Annotated in this window: 21 protein-coding genes and 1 other annotated feature; of the genes, 2 read left to right on the top strand and 19 right to left on the bottom strand. The window is 35.7% G+C overall.

The window, feature by feature from the left end; genetic code table 11:
• Positions 1 to 37 precede the first annotated feature (37 nt).
• Genes JHK62_RS01665 through JHK62_RS01650 form a run of 4 tightly spaced genes read right to left on the bottom strand, consistent with a single transcriptional unit; the run spans position 38 to position 4,139 of the window.
• Positions 38 to 1,315: a dihydroorotase gene (locus JHK62_RS01665; protein ID WP_199574944.1), complete on the bottom strand. Its 1,278-nt coding sequence runs from the start codon at positions 1,313 to 1,315 to the stop codon at positions 38 to 40.
• Positions 1,316 to 1,328: 13 nt separating this feature from the next.
• Positions 1,329 to 1,982 carry a uracil-DNA glycosylase gene (locus JHK62_RS01660; protein ID WP_199574943.1) on the bottom strand — a complete coding sequence of 218 codons (654 nt, stop codon included), beginning with the start codon at positions 1,980 to 1,982 and terminating at the stop codon, positions 1,329 to 1,331.
• A 14-nt stretch (positions 1,983 to 1,996) separates the two neighbouring features.
• The gene (gene thrB, locus JHK62_RS01655) at positions 1,997 to 2,857 is read right to left on the bottom strand and encodes a homoserine kinase (RefSeq protein ID WP_199574942.1); all 861 of its coding nucleotides are present in this window, start codon (positions 2,855 to 2,857) and stop codon (positions 1,997 to 1,999) included.
• Between the two features lies 1 nt (position 2,858).
• Entirely contained in the window at positions 2,859 to 4,139 is a 1,281-nt protein-coding gene (locus JHK62_RS01650; RefSeq protein ID WP_199574941.1) for a homoserine dehydrogenase, read from the bottom strand.
• 115 nt (positions 4,140 to 4,254) lie between these two features.
• On the opposite strand from JHK62_RS01650, the gene JHK62_RS01645 reads away from it, so the two are divergent.
• The gene (locus JHK62_RS01645; RefSeq protein WP_199574940.1) at positions 4,255 to 5,187 is read left to right on the top strand and encodes a polysaccharide deacetylase family protein; all 933 of its coding nucleotides are present in this window, start codon (positions 4,255 to 4,257) and stop codon (positions 5,185 to 5,187) included.
• Between the two features lie 43 nt (positions 5,188 to 5,230).
• Here JHK62_RS01645 and JHK62_RS01640 read toward each other — a convergent pair whose 3' ends face one another.
• The 14 genes from JHK62_RS01640 to rplJ form a co-directional block, all read right to left on the bottom strand.
• A complete protein-coding gene (locus JHK62_RS01640) occupies positions 5,231 to 5,623 on the bottom strand; it encodes a pyridoxamine 5'-phosphate oxidase family protein (protein ID WP_199574939.1) in 393 nt (130 codons plus the stop codon).
• A 409-nt stretch (positions 5,624 to 6,032) separates the two neighbouring features.
• On the bottom strand, positions 6,033 to 7,052 hold the full coding sequence (gene lplA, locus JHK62_RS01635; RefSeq protein WP_199574938.1) for a lipoate--protein ligase: 1,020 nt from the start codon (positions 7,050 to 7,052) through the stop codon (positions 6,033 to 6,035).
• Between the two features lie 25 nt (positions 7,053 to 7,077).
• Positions 7,078 to 7,962, bottom strand: coding sequence for an SIR2 family NAD-dependent protein deacylase (locus JHK62_RS01630; RefSeq protein WP_199574937.1), 885 nt, complete (start codon positions 7,960 to 7,962; stop codon positions 7,078 to 7,080).
• 8 nt (positions 7,963 to 7,970) lie between these two features.
• Positions 7,971 to 8,756, bottom strand: a complete 786-nt coding sequence (locus JHK62_RS01625) for a protein-ADP-ribose hydrolase (protein ID WP_199574936.1) — start codon at positions 8,754 to 8,756, stop codon at positions 7,971 to 7,973.
• Positions 8,749 to 9,081, bottom strand: coding sequence for a glycine cleavage system H family protein (locus tag JHK62_RS01620; protein ID WP_199574935.1), 333 nt, complete (start codon positions 9,079 to 9,081; stop codon positions 8,749 to 8,751). Before JHK62_RS01620 ends, JHK62_RS01625 begins: the two co-directional genes overlap by 8 nt.
• A gap of 19 nt (positions 9,082 to 9,100) precedes the next feature.
• Entirely contained in the window at positions 9,101 to 10,099 is a 999-nt protein-coding gene (locus JHK62_RS01615; RefSeq protein ID WP_199574934.1) for an LLM class flavin-dependent oxidoreductase, read from the bottom strand.
• A complete protein-coding gene (locus JHK62_RS01610; protein WP_199574933.1) occupies positions 10,096 to 11,292 on the bottom strand; it encodes an NADH-dependent flavin oxidoreductase in 1,197 nt (398 codons plus the stop codon). The genes JHK62_RS01615 and JHK62_RS01610 overlap by 4 nt, the downstream gene beginning before the upstream one ends.
• 13 nt (positions 11,293 to 11,305) lie before the next feature.
• Positions 11,306 to 12,124 (bottom strand): lipoate--protein ligase family protein, encoded by an 819-nt coding sequence (locus JHK62_RS01605; RefSeq protein WP_199574932.1) that lies wholly within the window; start codon positions 12,122 to 12,124, stop codon positions 11,306 to 11,308.
• Between the two features lie 282 nt (positions 12,125 to 12,406).
• Positions 12,407 to 13,108, bottom strand: coding sequence for an N-acetylmannosamine-6-phosphate 2-epimerase (locus JHK62_RS01600; protein ID WP_199574931.1), 702 nt, complete (start codon positions 13,106 to 13,108; stop codon positions 12,407 to 12,409).
• A gap of 178 nt (positions 13,109 to 13,286) precedes the next feature.
• Complete coding sequence (locus JHK62_RS01595; protein WP_281389849.1) at positions 13,287 to 14,000, bottom strand: NADPH-dependent F420 reductase; 714 nt, start codon at positions 13,998 to 14,000, stop codon at positions 13,287 to 13,289.
• Between the two features lie 199 nt (positions 14,001 to 14,199).
• Entirely contained in the window at positions 14,200 to 14,832 is a 633-nt protein-coding gene (locus tag JHK62_RS01590; RefSeq protein WP_199574929.1) for an SdpI family protein, read from the bottom strand.
• A gap of 10 nt (positions 14,833 to 14,842) precedes the next feature.
• A complete protein-coding gene (locus tag JHK62_RS01585; RefSeq protein ID WP_199574928.1) occupies positions 14,843 to 15,103 on the bottom strand; it encodes an autorepressor SdpR family transcription factor in 261 nt (86 codons plus the stop codon).
• A gap of 159 nt (positions 15,104 to 15,262) precedes the next feature.
• Positions 15,263 to 15,631, bottom strand: a complete 369-nt coding sequence (rplL, locus tag JHK62_RS01580) for a 50S ribosomal protein L7/L12 (RefSeq protein ID WP_199574927.1) — start codon at positions 15,629 to 15,631, stop codon at positions 15,263 to 15,265.
• 68 nt (positions 15,632 to 15,699) lie between these two features.
• Positions 15,700 to 16,200, bottom strand: a complete 501-nt coding sequence (rplJ, locus tag JHK62_RS01575) for a 50S ribosomal protein L10 (protein ID WP_199574926.1) — start codon at positions 16,198 to 16,200, stop codon at positions 15,700 to 15,702.
• A 29-nt stretch (positions 16,201 to 16,229) separates the two neighbouring features.
• Positions 16,230 to 16,356 (bottom strand) — a sequence feature (ribosomal protein L10 leader region).
• 260 nt (positions 16,357 to 16,616) lie between these two features.
• Here rplJ and JHK62_RS01570 point away from each other — a divergent pair.
• Positions 16,617 to 17,183, top strand: coding sequence for an isochorismatase family protein (locus JHK62_RS01570; protein WP_199574925.1), 567 nt, complete (start codon positions 16,617 to 16,619; stop codon positions 17,181 to 17,183).
• Between the two features lie 137 nt (positions 17,184 to 17,320).
• Here the strand turns inward: JHK62_RS01570 and JHK62_RS01565 are convergent, their stop codons facing one another.
• Positions 17,321 to 22,732 carry a sialidase domain-containing protein gene (locus JHK62_RS01565; RefSeq protein ID WP_199574924.1) on the bottom strand — a complete coding sequence of 1,804 codons (5,412 nt, stop codon included), beginning with the start codon at positions 22,730 to 22,732 and terminating at the stop codon, positions 17,321 to 17,323.
• Positions 22,733 to 22,884: the final 152 nt, after the last annotated feature.

Genomic DNA, 22,884 nt, shown 5'->3' with positions numbered 1-22,884 from the left:
TCTAGACTCTAAGTTCATCTTAGGGTCTTTTTGTATGTTAAATCGAAGGTGATTGATAAACGATTTTACCATTAGCAATGGTGTATTTGACATCGCCGATTAAGTCTTGTCCGACAAAAGGTGAGTTCGCCGATTTTGAAGCAAAATCTGGTTCAATGGTTTTAGTGATTTTATCATCAAAAATAACAATATCAGCTGGTCCATTTTCAGCTAGGTAACCCGCATCAAAGTTGTATAAGCCAGCTGGATTGACAGTCATTTTTTCGAGTAACGTCATCAAGGAAAGAAAGCCTGGTTCAACAAGATGAGTCAACCCTAGCGACAATGATGTTTCAAGCCCGATCATCCCAGACGGTGCTTTTGTAATATCGTCAACATTTTTTTCATCATGATGATGTGGGGCATGGTCAGTTGCAATCACTGAGATAGTATTGTTTTGTAAGCCCTCAATCACAGCTAAGCGATCTGATTCTAAACGTAGAGGCGGATTCATTTTGGCAGCACTACCTTTTTCCAACAATAAGTTTTCAGTTCCTGAAAAATGTTGTGGCGATGCTTCTGCTGTTACTTTTGCTCCAAGAGATTGCGCAAAGGCCACCACCTTAACACTTTCAGCCTTTGAGAGATGTTGAATATGAAGGTGTGCTTTTGTATCATAAGCAATCATCACATCACGCGCTATCATACTATATTCTGCAACACCAGTAGCACCGCAAAAACCAAAATGACGGTTAGCAATCGATTCATTAAAGCCCAAAACACCATTTAAGGCAGGGTCTTCTTCATGAAGACAAATAAACGTATTATGTTCTTTTGCCTTAAGTAGAGCTTCTTTAACAACTCCAGCATCTGTAAGAGGAATCCCATCATCTGAAAAACCAATGGCTCCTGCTTCTAACAGTTCCTTAAACGGCGTCAACTGTTTACCATCAAAATTTTTAGTGACTGTGGCTACAGATTTGATGGTAATCGCTTCTTTTTGTGCTAAGTTTAGAACTTCTTTTAGCGTTTTGACATCAGAAATAGTTGGATTAGTATTTGCCATCATCACAACCGTTGTAAAACCACCTGCTGCCGCAGCTAAGGCGCCTGTATGGATATCTTCTTTATGTGTTTGACCTGGTTCACGAAAATGAACATGAATATCGATTAGACCAGGAGCAACAATGAAGCCCTTGGCATCAATTATTTTGGCATCAGTCGAGACAATAGTTTCTGCCATTTTGATGATTTTTCCACCATCAACTAAAATATCACAAATAGCATCAAATCGTGTTTTGGGATCAATCACACGACCACCCTTGATTAATAACATGATAATATCTCCTTTAGTTTAACCAATCAATTGTTGGTAAGTGATGCGCTTTTAAAAAAGCGTTAGTTTTTGAAAATGGTTGACTTCCAAAGAAACCACGGTAGGCTGATAAGGGGCTTGGATGAGCACTTTCGATAATTAGGTGAATAGGATTAGTAATAAGAGATTTCTTTTTACGAGCAAAACCTCCCCACAACAGAAAGACAACTGGGGTTTTCTTTTGATTAACTAGTTTAATAATGGCATCTGTAAAGGGCTCCCAAATGCTATTTGCATGAGCATTGGGCTCATGTTCAGGAACGGTTAAAGACGCATTTAGTAAGAGAACGCCTTGTTTAGCCCAACTAGATAAGTCATGAGTGGGACGTTCTCCCACGTCATCTTTTAGTTCTTTTAGAATGTTTTGTAAAGAAGGGGGTGCACTAATCTCATCAGGGGCTGAAAAAGAAAGGCCTTGCGCCTGTTTGGGTCCATGATAAGGGTCTTGTCCCAAAATAACCACTTTGACATCTTTTAAACTAGTTTCTTGGATAGCTTTAAAAACTTTCTCACGTGGAGGGTAAACTGTTTTCTTATCATAGACGTCGTTAAGAAACTGATTGATTTTACTATAGTACCCCTCTGGTAATTCTTTTTTTATGAGATCATGCCAGTCAGAATGTTCCATAATTACCTCCTAGATCAAATAACCTGTAAACCTTTTGTATCAACGTCAAGAATAATGGCTTCACCATTTAATCGCAAATCATCAACGGCTTCTTTCATTTTTTTGGCGTTTTTATCATCAAGAATTGTCATGATTGTAGGACCTGCGCCAGAAAGATAGGTGGTGTATGCACCAAATTGTTTGGCAAGTTCTTTTATCTTTTGAAATTCAGGCACCAATTTTTGGCGATAAGGCTCATGAAAAAGGTCTGAAGACATGGCTTTCCCAGCTGTAACTAAATCCCCTTTCACAAGAGCAGAAACAGCAACATTTGCAATCGCGCTGGCTGCTACAGCTTGAGTGTACTCAAGTGTTTCCGGAAGACTATTTCGACTATCGCTTGTTTTCAACTCATAATTAGGAATAAAAGCCAGTAACCGACAAGACGGAAAAGGTGAAACAGTATAGCCAGAAAAATAGTCGTTATCACTGGCCACTACTAAATTACCAAAAATCGCTGGCGCAACATTATCAGGATGACCTTCAAAAAGGCTAGCTAATCTTAGTTTTTCGTCTAGAGATAACTTCATTTCACCAAGTTGATTGGCTAACTCAATGCCAGCAACAATGACTGAACTAGAAGAGCCTAAACCTCTGGCTAATGGGATATCACTGGTCATCTGTATTCGATGTGGTGTTAAATTCTTATTAACCTTTAAAGCAATTTGGATGAGTAAGTTAGACTCATCAGTTGGGATATCCGTCAAATCATGAAGCACTTCCCAAGTCCTTGATGCTTCAATAACTGTTACTTCAAGATACTTGGTGACTGCGAGACCAATCGAATCAAATCCTGGACCAAGATTGGCACTCGTTGCAGGAACGATAATTTTCATACTAATCTCCTAAAATTCTAAAGGCGTTGATTAGCTGATAGTCAGATGACTCAGCAAGCTTTTGTTGCACGTGTTGAAGAACTTGTTTTGTTATTGATGTTGTGCTAATCATTGCTAGGGTTTCGTCATTAGATGACTTTTCAAGTTCAAATTCTTTAACTGTTATGCCTTCGTTTTTAAGGAAGTCTGTTAATGCAACTTTGTCACCAGATGATAGAGCAATTGAGAAATAGTAAGCTGATTGATTGTCTTCAAGTTTGGCTATTTTTGTTGGTCTGTTAAAGTTATTGAATAATTTTGCTTCACCCACTGTTGCCACTTCATTACTAAGTGTCATTAAATCAGCAACCACTGATGTTGCTGTTGGTTTTTGTCCAGCACCAGGACCATAATACATTGACTCACCAATACCAATCGATTCAATATAAACAGCATTCATCACATCATTAACCCTAGCCAAAGGATGGTTTTCAGGTAAGAAAGATGGCGCAACTTCAACGGCTAGACCACTTTTTGTTTCTTCGATAGAGCCTACCAATTTAATCACATACCCATGAGTTTGGGCATAGGTCACATCCTGAGGAGTGATGCTTGTAATCCCTTGATGAATCACATCTTTGTAATCAATGGTCATTCCAAAAGCAAATTGAGAGAGGATGACTAGTTTATAGGCAGCATCAATCCCTTCCACGTCGTTGGTTGGATCGCTTTCAGCATAGCCTAATTCTTGGGCAGTTTGAAGAGCCTTTTCATAGGTCCAGCCTTCTTCAACCATCTTAGTAAGCATAAAATTAGAAGTGCCATTTAAAACACCCAATACTCTGGTGATTTTATCAGAAATTAATGATTGTGATAGTGTTCTTAAAATGGGAATCCCACCGGCAACAGCTGCTTCATAGTAAAAGGAGACCTTGTTTTGACGAGCAATAGCAAGTAATTCCTTGTCATGTAGAGCGATTAGATCTTTGTTGGCAGAAACAACATGTTTTTTGCTTTCTAAGGCTTTTGTAATAAAGGTTTTTGCTGGTTCAATACGTCCTATTAATTCGACCACTACTGAAATCTCTTCATCTGCTAATATCTCTTCAATGTCAGTAACAAAGTGGTAATTGTGTCCTAGAGCCATTAATCGAGATTTTTCCTGTTCATCTCTCACCAATATTTTTGAAATACTAATTGATTTTTGTGTCAATTGGTTTATTTTTTCACTATTTTGTTCAAGTATGAGAGGAACACCACTAGCAACTGTCCCAAAACCTAGTAAAGCAATCTTTAACGTCATATTGTTCTCCTTAAAATGATTTGTCTTATTATATCAAAAAAAGGATTAGAATTCATTGATAATCCTTCTTATTTTTATGATATAATCTTACTATTGATAATTTAAGGAGAATAAAATGCAATCAAGACGTGCCAATAAAAGAACAAAAAGAAAAAAACCGCCCTTACCTTTTCTACTACTCATCTTAACCCTAAGCCTTATGGCTGGTCTTTTCTTTTTATTTCAACAAAGTAGACAAGATGAAAAAGAGTTTAAAAGTCAAGAAGCAAGTCTTGTTAGCAAAGAAAAAACACCTCAAAAAAGCCAAACGACAACTAGTGACGCTATAAAAGAAAAAGAGACTTCAGAACCAACTTGGCAACAACAAGAAACACCCGTCACCTTTCCTATACTGATGTATCACGCTGTTCATGTTATGGACCCTTCTGAAGCGGCTAGCGCCAATTTGATTGTTGATCCAGACGTTTTTGAAAGTCATATTAAACGCTTAGTTGATGAAGGCTATTATTTTCTAACACCCGAAGAAGCATACCGTGCACTTAATAATAATGAATTACCTAGTGAGAAAGTGATTTGGCTAACCTTTGATGATAGCATGGTTGATTTTTATAATATTGCCTATCCCATTTTAAAAAAATATCAAGCCAAGGCAACAAATAATGTCATCACTGGTTTTACTGAGGAAGGACGTGTGTCCAACCTATCAGTGGAACAAATGATTGAGATGAAAAAAGACGGCATGTCCTTTGAAGGACACACGGTTACTCATCCTGATTTAGAAATGAGTGATCAGGCGACACAAACCTTTCAAATGGAAGAATCTAAAAGATTTCTAGATGAACAGCTCCAACAAAACACTATGACAATTGCTTATCCTGCTGGACGCTATAGCGACCTAACCATTTCGTTAGCAAAAGAATCTTATCAATTAGGATTAACTACAAATGAAGGCTTAGCAAGTGCTAGTAATGGTCTTTTAACACTTAATCGTGTCAGAATATTACCATCAACAACTGCTGATCTTTTAATGGCAACCATAGAACCCTAACAAAAAAAGGAATCAATTGATTCCTTTTTTATTTTTACTATTTTTATTTCACTTCTGTTCCAGCTTTAGCTCCTGAATGTAAGTTGAAAATACGCTCAATATGAATCACACCTACAGCTTTAGGCTCACCCATACGTCCTTTTGCCCATTCTTTAGCAGCTTCGTATAATTCTCCAGAGTCTTGAATTTCAGCCTTACCGACAAAACGATAACCCAATAATTTCTCACGGTCAACAAAAGCGACAGCAATTTTACCATTATTTTTGATATTTTCTTGTGTTTGTCCGCCTGTATTTTCATTGAAAATCAAAGTATTATCATCATGTAAACGCATTGAACGTTTAGGACCGATATCAGGATTTCCTTCACTATCTATAGTTGCAACCATAGCCAGTTGAGTGTTAATAATTTCTTTCATTTCTTCAGTGATAGCCATTTTCTTCTCCTTTTTTATCATTGGGAATAAGTCCCTAGTACATAGCAATATAAGATTTTTTAAAAAAATAGTTGTTTTAATCGTCACTCCCTTTCATCCATCTAATTGATGCCTATTTTTAGGTAAACAAAAAGCCTTTTCCAAAATCATGTTAGCCATTGGAAAATTTTCTTGTTATTGTTATGATTGAGATGTTAGACATCTCCTGTATTGTAAAGTAATCACTTACTTTTTTTCCTGATTCTTACCAATCTATTTTTATCAATAGACTAGTGACTACAAAAATGATATTATCAAATTTTATCATGAATTTCAAGTATTTTAACCAATTTATTAAATCTTTAATGGATAATATAATAAAAACAGTAAGTTTATTACTTACTGTTTTAGAATTCATTAGCTATTTGGTCTATGAGAAGATTAAATCCACTAATTCTTCTGCTGTTACTTGACCAAAATAAGTGGTTAAATCGAAGCTTTTTAGTACTTCGAAAACATCTTCTTTTTCCATTTTAACGCCTTTTAGAGCATTTTCGATATCAGCAACATCAGACTTTCCAAAGAAATCACCATAAATACGACTATCTGAAATACGACCTTTTTCAATGTTCAAATGAATGTCAATGGTTCCTGCTGAAAAACGACCATCTCTATGGTAACTATACTGAGGTGAATTCCCATAGTTCCATTCCCAGTTTTTATATTTTTCATCAGCAAGAGCTTCTATCCCTTGCCAATCCTCATCACTTAGTTCATAACGTTTTGCTTGATCAATGTTATCAATTCCTAATAGTTGGCAAACCACTAAATCTTTAAATTGATCCACTGTGACGTTTTGGTATTCTTTGGCTAAGTGTTCTCGAATAGTGCCGACACGACTTTTTACTGACTTAATACCCTTTGATTCAATTTTTTTACGGTTAGGGCTTAACACTTTTTCCATAGCTTCATAATTAACATCTAAAAGAAGTGAATAACCTCCATAAACGCGATTATTAACAATGGTCATGGCTGCCCCAGAAACCTTTTTCCCATCAATCACCAAATCATTTCGTCCCGACATTTGAACACCTGTTGCTCCTAGATGATGAAGAGCATCAATGGCTGGTTGATAAGTGCGTTTAAAATCACCAAAAACACCATTGTCATTAATTAAGTAGCAAATGTTCACAGCCCCAGAATCAACATAAACTGCTCCACCACCTGTGTCACGTCTAACAACAGGGATGTTGTGCTCTTTTAAATAATCTTGGTTAGTTTCAACAATAGCATTTTGATATTTTCCAATTTCAACTTTTGGATCACAGTAGTATGGGAATAAAATATCATCATCTAAAAAAAGATGTTGCTGAACATACACTTGCATGGCTAAAGCAATAGCCCCATCAGTGATGCGTTTACCGTTTTTGATAGGTTCAATAAGATACATGAGTTCTCCTTCTTAATAATTGATTTTAGTGATTAAGCAATAGGTTGCTTTTAGTTTCAGCGATTAAAGAAGCAATATTCTGTGTCAATTCAAGTGTTTGAGGTCTAATCAGTTGTGGTGTCCGATACTGTTTGTGGTTTAGTGTCGCAAAGATAGCGTCTGGATTTTCAGAGACACGTTTCCAAAAAGGATGTTTAATAAATTGTGGTGTCGTATGTCCTACACCAATTTCTAAATAAAGTACCTTTCCAGTCTCATGTTGACTTAAAAAACTATCGTAACGATTTTTTTGAGCATCAAAATCAGCGTCTTCAACCATACCCTTTTCTTCATTTCGTTTATTGACTTCTAACGGGGCATGACACTTAGGACAGTAAGGAATTAATTCGCTTGGAATGACCATATTTTTTTGCTGAAGAATCATTTGACGAATCAGTGGTTCATCTTGATAGGTCTGTTGATGACAACGTTCACTACACTGTAAAAGCCCATACTCTCCTTGAATATGAAAGACCTTATTTTTATCATAATGGGCAGCCCAAAAAGCATTATCTGCATTGGTTGTAATGATATGATAGGTTTTGTTCTTTAATATTTCTAATAAGTCAAGGTATGATTGTCCTACTGGTTGGTCAAAATAATTAAGTGCTACAAAGCGACTTTGAAAGGCCCAATACTCTTCCCAACTTTCAAAATCAAACAAACTGGCCTGAAGCATATCTAGCAAATGATATTTTTCAATAAAATCTGGAAAAGCATTTTCAAATCTAGGACCAATATAGGTAAAACCGTCTGCAGCAGACATGCCTGCACCAATCCCCACCACAATGGCTTCGGCTTCTGAAATTAAGGCAGCTAGCTGTTGTGCTTGATTGAGATTGTCTTTAGAAAAGACTTGCCATTTTGTCATTTTTTCTCCTAGTTCAATAATTCTTGATAATAGTTATGATCTTCTTTGGTAAATGTGTTAAAAATAACAGTTGGTCCCTGAGGATGTTCTGTTAACCATTCACGCACTGAGTTTACAGCAATATCAGCAGCTAGCTTCTTAGGAAAACCAAATTCCCCTGTTGAAATAGCACAAAACGCTAATGACTCAATGCCTTGTTCTTTTGCTAATTGTAAGCACGACAGATAAGAACGTCGCAATAAATCCTTTCGAATAGGTGAAACCCTTTGATTAGGATTGACTCTTGGTCCAACTGTATGAATGATATACTTTGAAGGCAAGTGATAAGCCAAAGTTAACTTTGCTTGCCCAATCGGCTCTTTATGCTGTTGCTTTGTCATCAATTCTTGACAAGCTAACCGTAAGCGAACACCAGAAAAAGTGTGAATAGCATTGTCAATACAGTGATGGTTCGGTATAAAACAACCAAGCATCTCACTGTTTGCAGCATTAACAATCGCATCAACAGCTAACAAAGTGATGTCACCATGGTAGGTTAAAATCTTTTCAACAGCAGTTTGTTGACAATCAGACAGACCAACAAGTTTTTGGTTTGCTTTATAAGCTTCTAAAAAATCATCTTCAGCCTCTAAATAGCTTGCTGCAATTGGTTTTGCTGGTCTTTTATTGATTAAGCCACGCCAACAAGCTAACTTTTCTTCACAAGTTTTTGGTAAGGACAAAGATGAGTTTGGAGAATTTTCCTGCCATAAATAGACAATCATTTTTTCCAATAATTGGTCCATTTTACACATTTTCTAGTGCTTCAAAAGCCTTTTCGTCAACATCTGTTAATTTAATAATCCAGTTATCTTCTGGTTTCTCAGAGTTCAATAATTTAGGTGTTAGTGTTGCTGCTTCATTTCGTTCAACAACCTTACCGGCAATAGGTGATGAGATACCCATAACTGTTTTTGAAGCTTCTAAATTTAAAATAATATCATCTACTTTTAAAACATCTTCATCGGTAAATTCAATAAAACCAATGGTGCCAATATCATCTTGTAATTCAGGGGTCATACTAATAGTATAAAGATCATTTTCTTTTTCGATGTAGAGGTAGTTTGCAATTTTTTTCATTGTTTTTCTCCTTAATATATTATTTTGATAACGTTAGTTGTGATAATAATTCCAAAGATTGTCGTCTCTGTTCAAATCCTGGAACCAGTGGAATAGCTAGTATTTCATCAGCTTGGGAAATTCTTAACAACGCATTGAGTTGTTTTTCAACCTCTTGTGGTGTTCCTATTATCATTCTTTGTCGATTATCTTTGATTATTTCTTTTTCCTTATCAGATAATGGATAATTCTTTGCTTCTTCAATGGTAGGGTAATGCGAGAATTCATTAAAATCATCTTTTCCCAGCATCCAGATATCAAGACTTCTAGCCATAGCATTTGCTTCTTCTTTCGTTTTTGCAATAACGATAAAGACCGCAAACGTAACGTAAGGTTTATTTAGAAAAGAAGATGGTTTAAAGTTTTTACGGTAGACTTCTGGCACTTTTTGGGCTTCTTCCAATAGATTTTTTTGCATATAAGGAAAGATTCCAAAACTATAGCCTAGCCCTAATTCACCGACAACTTTAGCCGTTTCCTCACTACTACTAAGTGAAAATAGTTGAGGTTCACTAGTAATTGTGGGTTGAACAGTGATATTCAAAGGATTTTCTTCGCTAAGAGATAAATAATTTCTTAATTCTTTTAAGACATCGTAATACTCTTCTTTTTGATGAACACTTTTTAAGGCTTTTTTGACTAACCTTGTTCCTAGAGAATTACCTAAACCAAGATCAATACGGTTAGGATGATAAGTTTCTAACGTACGAATCTGTTCAGCAATTTTAAAGGCACTGTAGTGAAGAGGCATTATACCACCAGAGCCAATTCGAATCGTTTTTGTTTGATCTGCTAAATGCATCATCAATAATTCAGGTGCACTGGTTGAAAATGCAAACACATTATGATGTTCTGCCACCCAAAAACGACTAAACCCCAGTTCTTCTGCTTTTTTAGCTAGAAGAACCGTTTCTTCTAAGGCTTCTGTTGCAGTTTTTCCTGCATCAATCAGCCCATAATCTAAGACCCCTAGTTTCATGACTCCTCCTTATAATTTTTGGCTAAACCGCGGAACAAATCACGTGCTTCTTGAGGTAATGATTCCCCATAATCCATTAATGGCACAATGTCTTTAAAGGATGCTTCAGGAATAGCCAAGCTATGAAGATCAGACAATTTTATTTTAAAATTAATCTCATCTTCTCTGTTTTCTTTTATTTTTTGAATAAATTCTGGATCGACCACAAGAGGTGTTGATGAGCCAACAAAATCAGCATGTTCAAGTGCTTCATAAACCTTATCTGGTGTATTAATACCACCTGTTGCCATAATTGGTAAACGATTTTTAAAGTGGTCCCAAATCACCTGATTGACTAGTTGTCCAGAAAAAGGTCCCGCACCTCTGACACGATTACGAAAAACATTGTGACCCCAACTGGCAATGGCTAAATAATCAATGGAAGCAACGGCCAAAGCCCAATCCATAAAAGTCATAAACTCATCAATCGAATAACCTATCTGATCTCCCCTAGTTTCTTCAGGGGTAGCACGAAAACCTAATATAAAATCAGCTGGCGCTTCTTTTTCAATAACCTCTTGAACAGCTTTCAAGACTTCTAGACCGAGTTTTGAACGACTTTCAAGTGTCTTATAACCATACTCATCTTCACGCTCGTTAGAAAAAGTAGAAAAGAAGGTTTGAATGAGTAAACGTTGTGCTGATGAGATTTCTACACCATCGAAGCCTGCTTTAATCGCTCGTCTAGTGGCATCAGCATATGCTTTTACCAAGTCAGCTAGCTGTTGAATCGTCATTGCCTTTACCTGGTGAGGTTTTGGAGAGTTTAAACTCATCTCACTAGGTCCATAAACGAAACCATACTTTGTCAAGGTATGACTAGAAAAACGCCCTGCGTGCGTTAATTGCAAGATAGCTTTTGCACCTTTACGCTTCATGGCTTGTGCTAGTTTAGTTAATCCTTCAATGTCTTCATCTTTGGCTGAGCTGAAACCATACTCAAAGAGTTGTCCAAATACATCGACATAGGCTGCTCCCGTTATTTGTAACGGTGCAGAAGCAGCTCGTCGACTGGCATAATCAAGATCAGCTTGTGTCACTAATCCCTCTTTTGTAGAAGAATTGGTTACCATCGGTGAGAGCACAAAACGATTTTCTAACACAACACCATTTGGCAAGAGTAAAGGTTTAAATAAAATAGAATTATCTGTCATTTTATGACCTCTTTCAATTCTTGTTATTTGTCATTTTCTGATAATGTAGGTCAAATTGTTCTTTTTGAATCTGATTAGGTTGCCAATTTTTAATTGAAAACCCTAGTTGTCTTAAAGTTAGTGAGATTCTCTCAATCACCTCATCCACAGTAAAAGGCACCTCAAACAAGTCTGAGAGGTTAGCCATAGAGGATGGATTGACCTTGGGATAGCTAACTTTAGTGGTTTGACCAGCTAAGCCTTTTTGATAGAAATCAGCAATCATCTGACCTCTTTCTTCTTGATTGCCCGAAACACTAAGATAAATGGAGACCACTATTCCTTTTTTGATTCGTCTTTGAGCAATACCTGCAAATTTTTTACCATCAATACTCAAATCGTAATTGCCAGGACAATAGGAATCTTCAATTTCAAAATAGTCAATCCGTTTGTGCAAATCAGAAAACAGCATTTTGATAAAATCAACCATGATGAGATAACCATCAGTGATTGAAATAGCATCTTTAAACGTATCTGGAATAATAAATGAGAAGTTCAGAATCCCTTCGTCAGCAACAACTGCTAAACCACCAATATTACGAACAACAGGCTGATAACCATTATTTTCTATGACTGATTTAGCCTCAGAAAGATTTGGTAGCAACTTATCTAACATGCCCAAAATGACGGTTTTTTCCATTGGCCAGATATGAAGTAAAATGGCATCTGGTTCTTGATTGATCATTTTTAAAAATGTTTCAGTCCAAGCAAACGGTATGTTAGCATGCTGATTATCAGCAATAGCTTCCTCAAAAATATGAACGGGCAAACTCGTTAAATCTCTTATTTCCATTACAAAATCGCCCTTTCTTCAATGATAATTATACACTACTATTTTAGTCCAATTTTAGGGATTTGTCCATTATATGATATAGTCATTTTTTCTTCTAACTATCACTGTTACCTCAAATAAATCTCACCTTTTTTATTTTTAAAAGGCTGACTATCAAAAAAGACTGTCAGTTCTTATTTTTAAGAATGAAACAGTCTTTATTCTTTTACATTAGATTTTTTTATTCCCTTTTAGTAAAAATAATCATGATAATTTTGGAGAATTTCAGCATTTAGCATTTATTTATTTGATGGCATTAATAAAACGCTCAGCGATTTCTTGAGGACGAGTAATAGCACCACCTATCACAATACCAGTCGGATTTAGGTTTTTGACAGCAATTAAATCTTCAAGGCTATGGATTCTTCCCTCGGCAATCACATCAATACTTGCTTGAGATAATTTTTTAATTAAAGACAAATCTGGCCCTTTCGTTTTATCGCTATAGCTTGTATAGCCAGAAAGAGTTGTGCCAACAAAATCAACACCTGCTTTGTAGGCTTCAAGGCCCTCTTCAAAAGTACTAATGTCTGCCATTAGTAACTGGTGAGGGTATTTCTCTTTAATTTTACTGATAAATTCAAAAATGGTAAGACCATCATGACGTTTTCGTTTTGTGGCATCAAAAGCAATAACGTCAACATCTGCTTCGACAAGTTCATCAATTTCTGTCATCGTAGCTGTGATATAGGGCTCTTCAGGGGGATAATCCTTTTTAATAATCCCTATAATGGGTAGATTAACCATTTCTTTAATTTCTTTAATGTCACGAATAGAATTAGCTCTAATACCGCAAGCACCAGCCTTTTTGGCGGCAAGTGCCATTCTAGGCATGATACCTCCTTCTTCAACATAGAGAGGTTCTCCTGGAAGGGCTTGACATGAAACAATAATACCATCTTTAATGAGTTCTTTAAATTCTTCTTTGGTTAATTTTTTGCGCAATTGACTTCACCTTTTTGTTCATTTCTATTGCTTATTATAACACTTTCTTTTTTGACTTAACAGTTAGGCTCTGTTTTTATATCTACTTTCCTCTGATTACTATTTCAATAGACGGCTTTTATTAACAAAAAAGGTGATAGAAAAGTCTATCACCTCTTTACTCGTTTAAGTAAGTTAATTAGATTTTTGCTTTTGCTTCTTCTTTAGAAAGTAATTTACCTTCTAATCCACCAAATGGGTGTAAATCACCAAATACTTCAATACGTCCAGTGTCTTTAACGCCACCAACTAAAACAGCATCCCAGCCAGCTTTTTCAATCACTTCAGCGACTTTGTCACCAGCTTTTACATCATCTGTGGCATAGAATAAAGTTACTTTCTTACCATCTTCAGTTTCAGTCGCATCTAATTGATCAGCTGGAAGTGTTCCAAAAGCTTTTACATAATGACTGTCTGAAGGAACAACTTCAGCAATTTGTTGTCCTGATGAAAGATTTTCTGGGTTAAGACTTTTAACATTCCCCTCTTCATCAAAAGCGATATTATTTGATGGGTCAATGATAATTTTGCCTTTTAATTGTTCTTCATGTTCTTTCACGAAAGCTTTAAGGCCATCAAACCATAAAGCAATGACAACAGCATCTGCTGCTTTTAACGCATCATTTACATCTTGAAATGCTTCAACATTTTTATTAAGTTCATTTACTAGTGCTAATGATTTGTCATAATCACTACCAATAACAATGGTATCAACACCGTGACTAGAAAAACGTTTAACTAAACGTGAACCAATATTTCCTGTACCAACTACTGCAATTTTCATAATAAATATCTCCTTTTTTCTTTTAGGTAACGCACTTTCTTGAGTGGCAAACTGAGTACTAAGAGACAATTAGTCATTAAGTGGTGCCGTACCGATGATGTTATTCTACTGCAAAGGAAATTAAGTGTCAAAGAATTTGTTTCGAAATAGAAATGATTTAAAAATGGCTAACAAAACAATTGGAGATGGCTTAGCTAAACCCCATGATTTTACATTTCTTGACTATAAAAAAACGCGATAAGAAACCTTACCACGTTTAAAATAAATTTTATTTTTGTTTTTGATAGATGGCATAGGAATAAACTAATGGAGACAGTATCACAAGAAGCATCATGCCAATAAACAGATTATTTGCTAGAGAAAAAATGGATACTAATAATAACAAGACACCACCCATAAACCATACTTTACCGGCAAAGGCATGTGTTTTTATCCAATTATCATCATTAGACAAGGTCCAAGGCAAACGAATGCCAAGAGTATGGTTTCGTTTTGTTTTTGGCAGATAATTTCCCATGATTATAATAAGAAAAGAAATCAGAATTCTTAACAGCATAAAGACATTTAAACTAGTATTTAAAGCATAAGAAATCATGATTATATTTAAAGTTAATGCCATTATTGGCATAAATAGCAAAAGAAAAATAACAAGTTTTTTGCTTTGATTGTTCTTTTTAGGGTCTTTAGAAATCACGTAAAGAGAGAATAATTCTATCAAAAAAATTAAAGCAATGCTAATAAATAAAGCTAAAAATTTATTAGTAAAATGATTAGGTTGATCAGATAAATTAAAATGTATGGCAATCTTATTAGGTAATTGAGGATAATAATAGAGTGATACTGCTAATGGTAAAAGATATAACCATAAACTAACTTTAAACCAATTTTTTATTGATTGCATAATGGCCCCCTTATTTTTTAATAAAAGTAATAAAATTTAAAATATCTTCAAAAACAGAAGTATTTAGACTATAGTAACGGTAATTTTTCTCTTTTTCTAAAAAGATTAAATCTGCTTTTAATAAAATTGATAAATGATGTGAAATCGTCGCATCTGAAACATCAAAGTGTTGATAAATGTCTGACGCACTCAGCCTACCTTTTTTTAATAATTTTAAAATTTCTCTTCTTTTGTCATCGTTCAAGGCTTTCAAAGTTTGATCAATTCCCATAGTAACTCCTTTATCTATTTCGAAAGTTTTCTAATTAGGATAACTTTATTATAATCCTTTTATTGTTTTTGTCAATACTATTTCGAAAATTTTCTAAATAGTTTATAAAAAAAACCATTGTTCTTAAAACAATGGTTTTTGTATTATCAAATGACTCTATTATTTAAGAGTTACTGAAGCACCAGCTTCTTCAAGTTTAGCTTTCATTTCTTCAGCTTCTGCAGCTGGAACACCTTCTTTGATGACTCCAGGAGCGCCGTCTACAAGACCTTTAGCTTCTTTAAGACCAAGACCTGTGATTTCACGAACAGCCTTGATAACGCCAACTTTCTTGTCGCCTGCTGCAGTTAATTCAACGTCAAATGAATCTTTAGCAGCTTCTTCAGCACCGCCACCAGCTGCTGCTACAGCTACAGGAGCTGCTGCAGTTACACCAAATTCTTCTTCGATAGCTTTTACAAGATCGTTAAGTTCAAGGATTGAAGCTTCTTTAATTTCAGCAATAATGTTTTCAATGTTTAATGCCATTGTATTTTTCCTCCAAATTATGTTTTTAATAAATAGTATTGGTAGCAATTAAGCTACATTTAAACTGCTTAAGCAGCATCTTCTTTGTTTTCTGCAACTGCTTTGACAGCGTACGCAACATTGCGGACTGGTGCTTGAAGAACAGAAAGAAGCATAGAAAGAAGACCTTCTCTGTTTGGCAATTTAGCAAGTGCGATAATATCTTCTTTAGAAGATACTTCACCTTCAATTGCACCACCTTTGATTTCAAGTTTATCAGCAGTTTTTGAGAAATCATTGATGATTTTAGCTGGTGCAATCACATCTTCATTTGAAAATGCAATAGCGGTTGGCCCAACAAAAACATCTTCAAGATTGTTAAGACCTGCTTTTTCAGCAGCACGACGTAAAATAGCGTTTTTAACCACTTTAAATTCAACATCGCTTTCACGTAAGTTACGACGAAGAACAGTATCTTGTTCAACAGTAAGACCACGTGAATCAACAATAACAATACTTGCAGCTGCTTTCATTTTTTCAGCATAAAAATCAACAAGTTCTGCTTTTTTAGCAATATTTGCTTGACTCATTAGTGTTTTACCTCCGTTATTATTTTTGGCTAGACACAAAAAAATCGCATCTAAACCCAGACACGAAAGTACAATCCGTTTATTAACGTTTTGTGCCTCGGTAGGAATATTATGAGCGAGCTCCCCTACTGTCTTAGGTCAGTTTATTTAAAACCTTTGTTATTGTATCACTTTACTATTCTTCTGTCAATCCTTTTGTCACATTTTTTTAAATTATGAACTGTTCGTTTAGCTTTTTGACTTATTGTCTTATTTCTAGTGTCACAATTAATTTTTTTCTCTTGAAAAGCTTATTTATTTTTTCTAAAATAAAGATATTATATACTATTTTTATTGTCTAATCATTTTATTATTGGATAGCTTAGATAAACAGTAAAAATAGGTCATTTATCTTGTTATTAAAAAGGAGAAACTCTATGGATTTTAGTAAAACAGCTTTGGTTTTAGTCGATATGCAAAAGGGTATTCTAGAAATACCAACTGCCCCACATTCTTCTGAAACTATTCTTAAAAATGCTAAAAAACTCATTACTCTTTTTAGAGAAAAGGGTGGCTTTATTGCTTTTGTTAGAGTGAAATTTCATGACGGTAATGATATGCTAGCTCCCAATGCAATGACTTCTTTACCTGGTAATAAAAATGTTGGTGGTTTTTCTGACTTTCCTGATGAACTAGCTGTTAAAGAAAATGATTATATCGTTGATAAACGTGGCTTCAGTGGCTTTTTTGGAACAGATCTTGAATTGCAACTAAGAAGACGAGGCATTGATACAATTGTTCTAGGTGGAATTGCAACTCATGGAGCCGTGGACTCAACAGCTCGAGATGCCTATCAGTATGCTTATAATCAATATTTTATCACTGATATGATGACATCAACAGCTAAAGAATTACATGACCTACCAATAGAAAATCTATTCCCACTAATGGGACAAACAATGACTACTGAACAGTTTCTAACACTAAGTGATGATAAGAGCTAATCACAAAACAATTTTCTTTTATAAAAATCTAACCATTATACATAAGAAAAAGGAGTGCATTTGCACTCCTTTTATACTATCCATTGAACAGCATTTCTATCAGTAGAACTGACTTATCAGTTCTTGAAGTTTAGCTATTAAATGTCTTGCTCACCTTTTTTTCTGCCGTAACCATATAAAGCTAGTGATGATAGAGCTAACATGGTGCCTAGCACTGCTGAGTTTGTCGTATCACCAGTGTTTGGTAAAGTATTAGCTGAAGCACTCTTCACTTCTTTTTGCTCTACTTTGTCTTTTGTTTGCTTATCCCCTTTACTCATTGGCTCTAGTTTGCCTTCAAAGGCTAGTAATTGATGGCTTGGTGCATCTGATGGCACCTTACTTTCAAGTGTTCCTTCAAAGACCGGTTTATCTTGTGCTGTTGGTGCCACTTTTGGTACAGATGTTTCAGGAACAAAATCTGATTCCGGTAACTCATAGTTTGGAGCATCCGATGGCACCTTACTTTCAAGTGTTCCTTCAAAGACTGGTTTATCTTGTGCTGTTGGTGCGTCTGATGGCACTTTTGTTTCTCTCACTTGATAAACAATACCATATTCACTAAAGTGTTTTGCCACAAAGACAACGCCTTGTTGTGTTTTACCATTAGCGTCCACATAACTTGTCATCGTAAAGTCAAGTTCTTCTTCTTGGTCAGTATTTGGGAGGTAAACCACTTTTCCTACGGTTTTGCCTTCGTCTACTGGCATGATAACGAGTGTGTCTTTTAATGGACTGATGGCTTGACCATTAGCATCAACTAATGAGATATCAAAGAGGTCATAGTCTTTATCTTTAAGCACATTTGGTGTGCTTGGGTCTTTGGTTTCTTTATGACCCACACTGATGCCTTCGATAGCTGCAATTTCACCAACTTCTAGTTGAACCATGACACCTGATGTGTCATCTTTTAATTCTCGTTTTTCTGTTGAGAAGGTTAATTCAGGCACTTCGTTGACTACCCCTTTTCCATTGGTAAACACAATGGATGGTTTATCTTCAACTGTCGGTGCTGTATTTGGCACTTTCGTTTCAGGAACAAAATCTGATTCAGGCAACTCATAGCTTGGGAAATTATTTGGATGCTCGTTGATAGCCAATATATAAGTATAGGTTACAATAATATCTTGATCACCAACTGTGCCCACAACGTTATCAGAAACGGATTCACGGAAATATTTCTTACCATTATGTTCAATCATTTGTTCTGGTGTTTGTTGCGTTATATCATAAGACGTTCCTGTTGCTAGATTGTCTAACACAATCTTTTCTGATAGAACTGTTCCATCTTTTAGAACCGACTTAGTAGTAACGTGATAGTATTTGACTTCTGGTGTTCTTGAAGCAACACGTGCAATTCCTGGATTACTATCACCTTGTGAATAGTTTGTAATTGCCTTAATCGTTAATACTTGTTCACGATTTAGATTTTCAGGAAGAGCGATACTCCAACGGGTATCAGAAATTTTTTCTACCACTTTACCTGATGAATCTTGTAAATTCAAATCAGGTGTTTTAGTTAAGATAATCGGATCAGAAACACTATCAATAACAAGCTTAATAGAGTGCCAATCTCCTTCTTCCATGACTAATAATACGTGATCTTCATCTTCAGAGACATCAAGAAGACTTGGAGAAAGAATAGCTTTTGCTTGTGGTTTTAAGATTTCAAAAGAATCCAAACTAATTTTTTTATTAGTCATTGAAGCATTTGGATTAACACGGATAGTAATGGTATGAGACCTATTATCTAAGCCAGTGTACTCACCAATTAAAGCACGTTTTTCAACATCACCAGACTGTTTGAAGAAAACAAGTGGATTAACTTCATTGCCGTCAATAGTAACGATTGCTTCACCAAGTGTAGTGGCTTTATTACCATAAACTCTAATACCTGTTCCTTTAAAAGATAAGCGCATAGTCGCATTTTCTGCTGGAACAGAAACATCTGGAGTGATGTCAGCATATTTTTCTGTTGCGTTATAAAGTTGTGGATCTGAAAATTCAGCAAAAGCAGAGCCATATTGAATTCTTGAATCACGATCGTCTAAACGTTCTGGAGCGTTAGGATCTCCAGAAATGATTCTAAAGGAGTCAAGAGATATTTTATCACGTTTTCCTGTCCTTGTAGTCTCATTATTATTAACGATCAACTCTAGTGTATGATAACCATCTTCTAGGTCGTTAAATTGAGCGATTAAAAGACCACTTTCTTTTGCCCCTTCTTTATGGAAATCAATGATGCCACGATCAACCCCATCAATTTTAACCGTTGCAGTTGATAAATCTGGGCTCTTGATACCATATATTTCAATGCCTTTGCCGACAAAGTTAACAGTTGCAGTATAATCTTCTTTTGTCAGTGTCGTATTTCCAGTAATATCGGCAAATTTCTCTGTGCCACCAAAGAGTTTTGGATCGCTCCAATTCCCAAAAGCAGCGCCATACTTAATAGCCTCATCACGATCATCCATAAATTCTTGATGCGCTAAAACGAAGGCATCTATGGAAGCAACACTAGATTGACCATTTTTAATCGCAGTAACATTATAAGAATAGTTGTGGTCTGCTTGAAGGGTTTGATCAATAAAATGATTATCAAACGTTTTAAAGTTTTCAACTTCTTGTGTCTCGATATTGAGACGATTGATAAAGTAATAATCAGCACCTTCAAATGGTGCATAACTAATTTCAGCTTTATTATAGCCAATTTTATTAGTTCTTACATTATTAACACGTCTTAAAATATCATAAGAATTAACATTTTCAGTGTCAGCTGTTGGAAGCGTACCAGCAATATCAACATCAATTTTATTAACATTAATAATGGCTGAAGGAATGGTTCTCTTTATAGCTTTACCCCAATCCTCAGAAGCGATATTAAAGATTAATGATGTTGGGCTATCTTGGGAAACAAAATAAGCAATACGGTCATCTTCTAATAAAAGATTTTCAGGTCTTAGTGCCCAAACACTCTTATCAAAATTGAGACGGAAATGATAGTCGTCTAACTTGTCAATAGATTTGACCTCAACGATAGGTTGTGTTTGAGCAAGAGCATATTCCATGTTAAAGGATTTGAATTGTAGGCTATAAGCATTATAGCCAGGGTCGTTATGCTCATACAAGATACCGTATTTATTATCACCAATCTGAGTTAAAGAATTATAGGCATAGTCGCCTTTTTGTAAAATTTTATGATTTACCCAGTTCAATTCACCATTAGGTAAGACTTCTGCTACTCTAAGGTAACCATTTGTTCTTGCTGGTCCATTGGCGTTTGAAAGAATAATATATTCTTTATTATTGTGATGAGTATGGACAGCTGATAATTGAACATAAACATCAACTACTTCTGAAATAGCTTTTAAATCATGCCAGGTGACACCACCATCAGTACTGGTAGCTACTTTAACACGGCCAGAAGGGTTGCGCATAAATAGTTTCAATGCCCCACTGTCTAGTTCGACTACAGTAGATTCCGTTAACTGTTCAGCTGACTGACTCATTGTTAGGGAATGAATGGTTGTCCCATTAGATAAGGTTCTATTATCATTAGGGGAGCCACCCATCTTCCAAGTTTCCCCGTGATCATCAGAATAAATGACACGAGAAGACTGTGATGTTAAATGATTAGCAGCTGCATAGTTGGTTGAATAAGTTGGAACAATGATACGTCCCTTGTGATCACCATGTTGTAATACAATACCAGCTCCCGGTCCAACCCCGTGGAACTTCATCTGATTATTAGTAACCATTGGAGTAATATCTTTTGGATTTGACCAAGTGACACCATCATCATCACTGTATTGCATCCACAAATAGCTAGCCCAAGCAGCTCTGAATGGACTGGTTTTATTTGTTGTAAAGAAAATATTACCTACTAAATTATTATTTTGATAAATATCACCAATCGTTTCTTTAGCTGGGTGATCAGATTCCAATGTAACGCTATAGTCTGTTTCTAAATTAGTTGGTGAGTAAACCTTTCCATTTTCACGGATAGTATAGATGCCTTGTTCCCCTTGATTATCGGTACGATATAAGGCACGATAACTCTTTCCTTCAATGGTTACATAAGGCTCTTCATACCTTGTCTTATTGGCTGGAAGACTATGAATAGCTTGTCCTTCTAAAAACATGTCATAGATTAAAATAATACGTTCATTAGAAGGATCTTGAACTAAAACTGAGTCAATCGTTACAGGTGATTGTTGACTACGATTAGCTGGATTAGGGTTATTTCTAATATTAATAGCATCAATACGATTACTCCAAGTAACTCCTTGATCGGTACTTCTTCTAATCGTAATACCAATGTTCCCCCAGTCACTATGATGGGTTTCTCTAGCATCTGCTGCTGAAATTAACGTTCCCTTTTTCGTTGTTAAAAGTGCTGGTATACGGTAACTAAAAATACCATCTGCCGCTCTTTGATTGTTTTTACCACTCTCAAACACTGTCACACGGTCAGAAACTGCCATCTCACCTGTCAAACGTTCAGGATAAGCTTCACGTTTAAAAATAGCAGAGCGTTTTGCAATTTCATCGGCTGTCAGAGCTCGATTATAAATGGTCAAATTCTTTAAGTCAAACGGTGCGCCCCAGTGCATCCTATTTAAACGAGGAGTGGCACCAATTTGCATACGGTTAACACCAATAACGTCTTTAATAAAGTTAGCTGTTTTTTGATCGGCATATGCCAATTCACCATTAACATAAACAGAGAGTTTATTAGTAGCATCTTCAGAAGAGTTTATAGTCATGGCAACGGAATTCCACTCCCCTGCTACTAGCTTTTGACTGTTAGCGGTTGGGGCCCCATAAAATTGACTACTACCATTTCTTCCTTCCACGCCAATAGTACCAGCATTTGAATAAAGGGTAAGATAATTATTGGTATGTTCTGTACTAGATGCTGAAAAAAGACTCTTAAAACCTGAGTTAGAATCTAATTTAAACTCCATATAAATTGTCGCATCATTTAATTCCTTAACTGTTTCAAGATGTTCTCCAAGATCAATTCTTTGATCGTTACTACTATCAACACGTTTATTGTCAACTGTCAACACTTTATTTTCTTCATATAAGCGACCAATACTATCAACCTCAAGTTCAACAGTCGGGCGATTAGCATTAGTAGTTTCTACCTCTTCAGCTGCAAGGTCAGTTTCTTCAATCGCATCTGAAAAAGCGGTAGTAGGATTTTCAGAAGAAGATAAAGCTGTAGTGCTTTCTTCATTGGCTTCAAGATCTTCACTAACGGTTGTTTGTGTGTTCTCCTTAGAAGCCAATTGATTGTCATCCATTTCAAGAGATTCAATTTTTGTTTCTGAATTTACTTTTTCTACTAGTATTGGATTAGAGGATGTGTTACCTGCTTCATCAGCAAGAACCACTTGTCCACCAAGCAACATGCTACCAATCATAACAGATGCCGTTCCGACAGTTAAACGTCTAATAGAATAGCGTTGACGCTTATCAAATAACTCTTTTGATCTTTTTCCCATTAAAAAACCTCTTCCTTTAAATAATATAGTTGTTAACGCTTTCAATAGTATTATAACCTTTTTATCTTTTGAATGTCAATATAATAATATATTAAAAACCACTGGTAAAAAGACTTGAAAAAGTCCATTTACCAATGGTTTGACACCATTAT

The sequence above is a fragment of the Streptococcus pacificus genome, assembly GCF_016481305.1.
Taxonomy (GTDB): Bacteria; Bacillota; Bacilli; order Lactobacillales; family Streptococcaceae; genus Streptococcus; species Streptococcus pacificus.
This window is presented reverse-complemented; position numbering and strand designations above follow the sequence as displayed.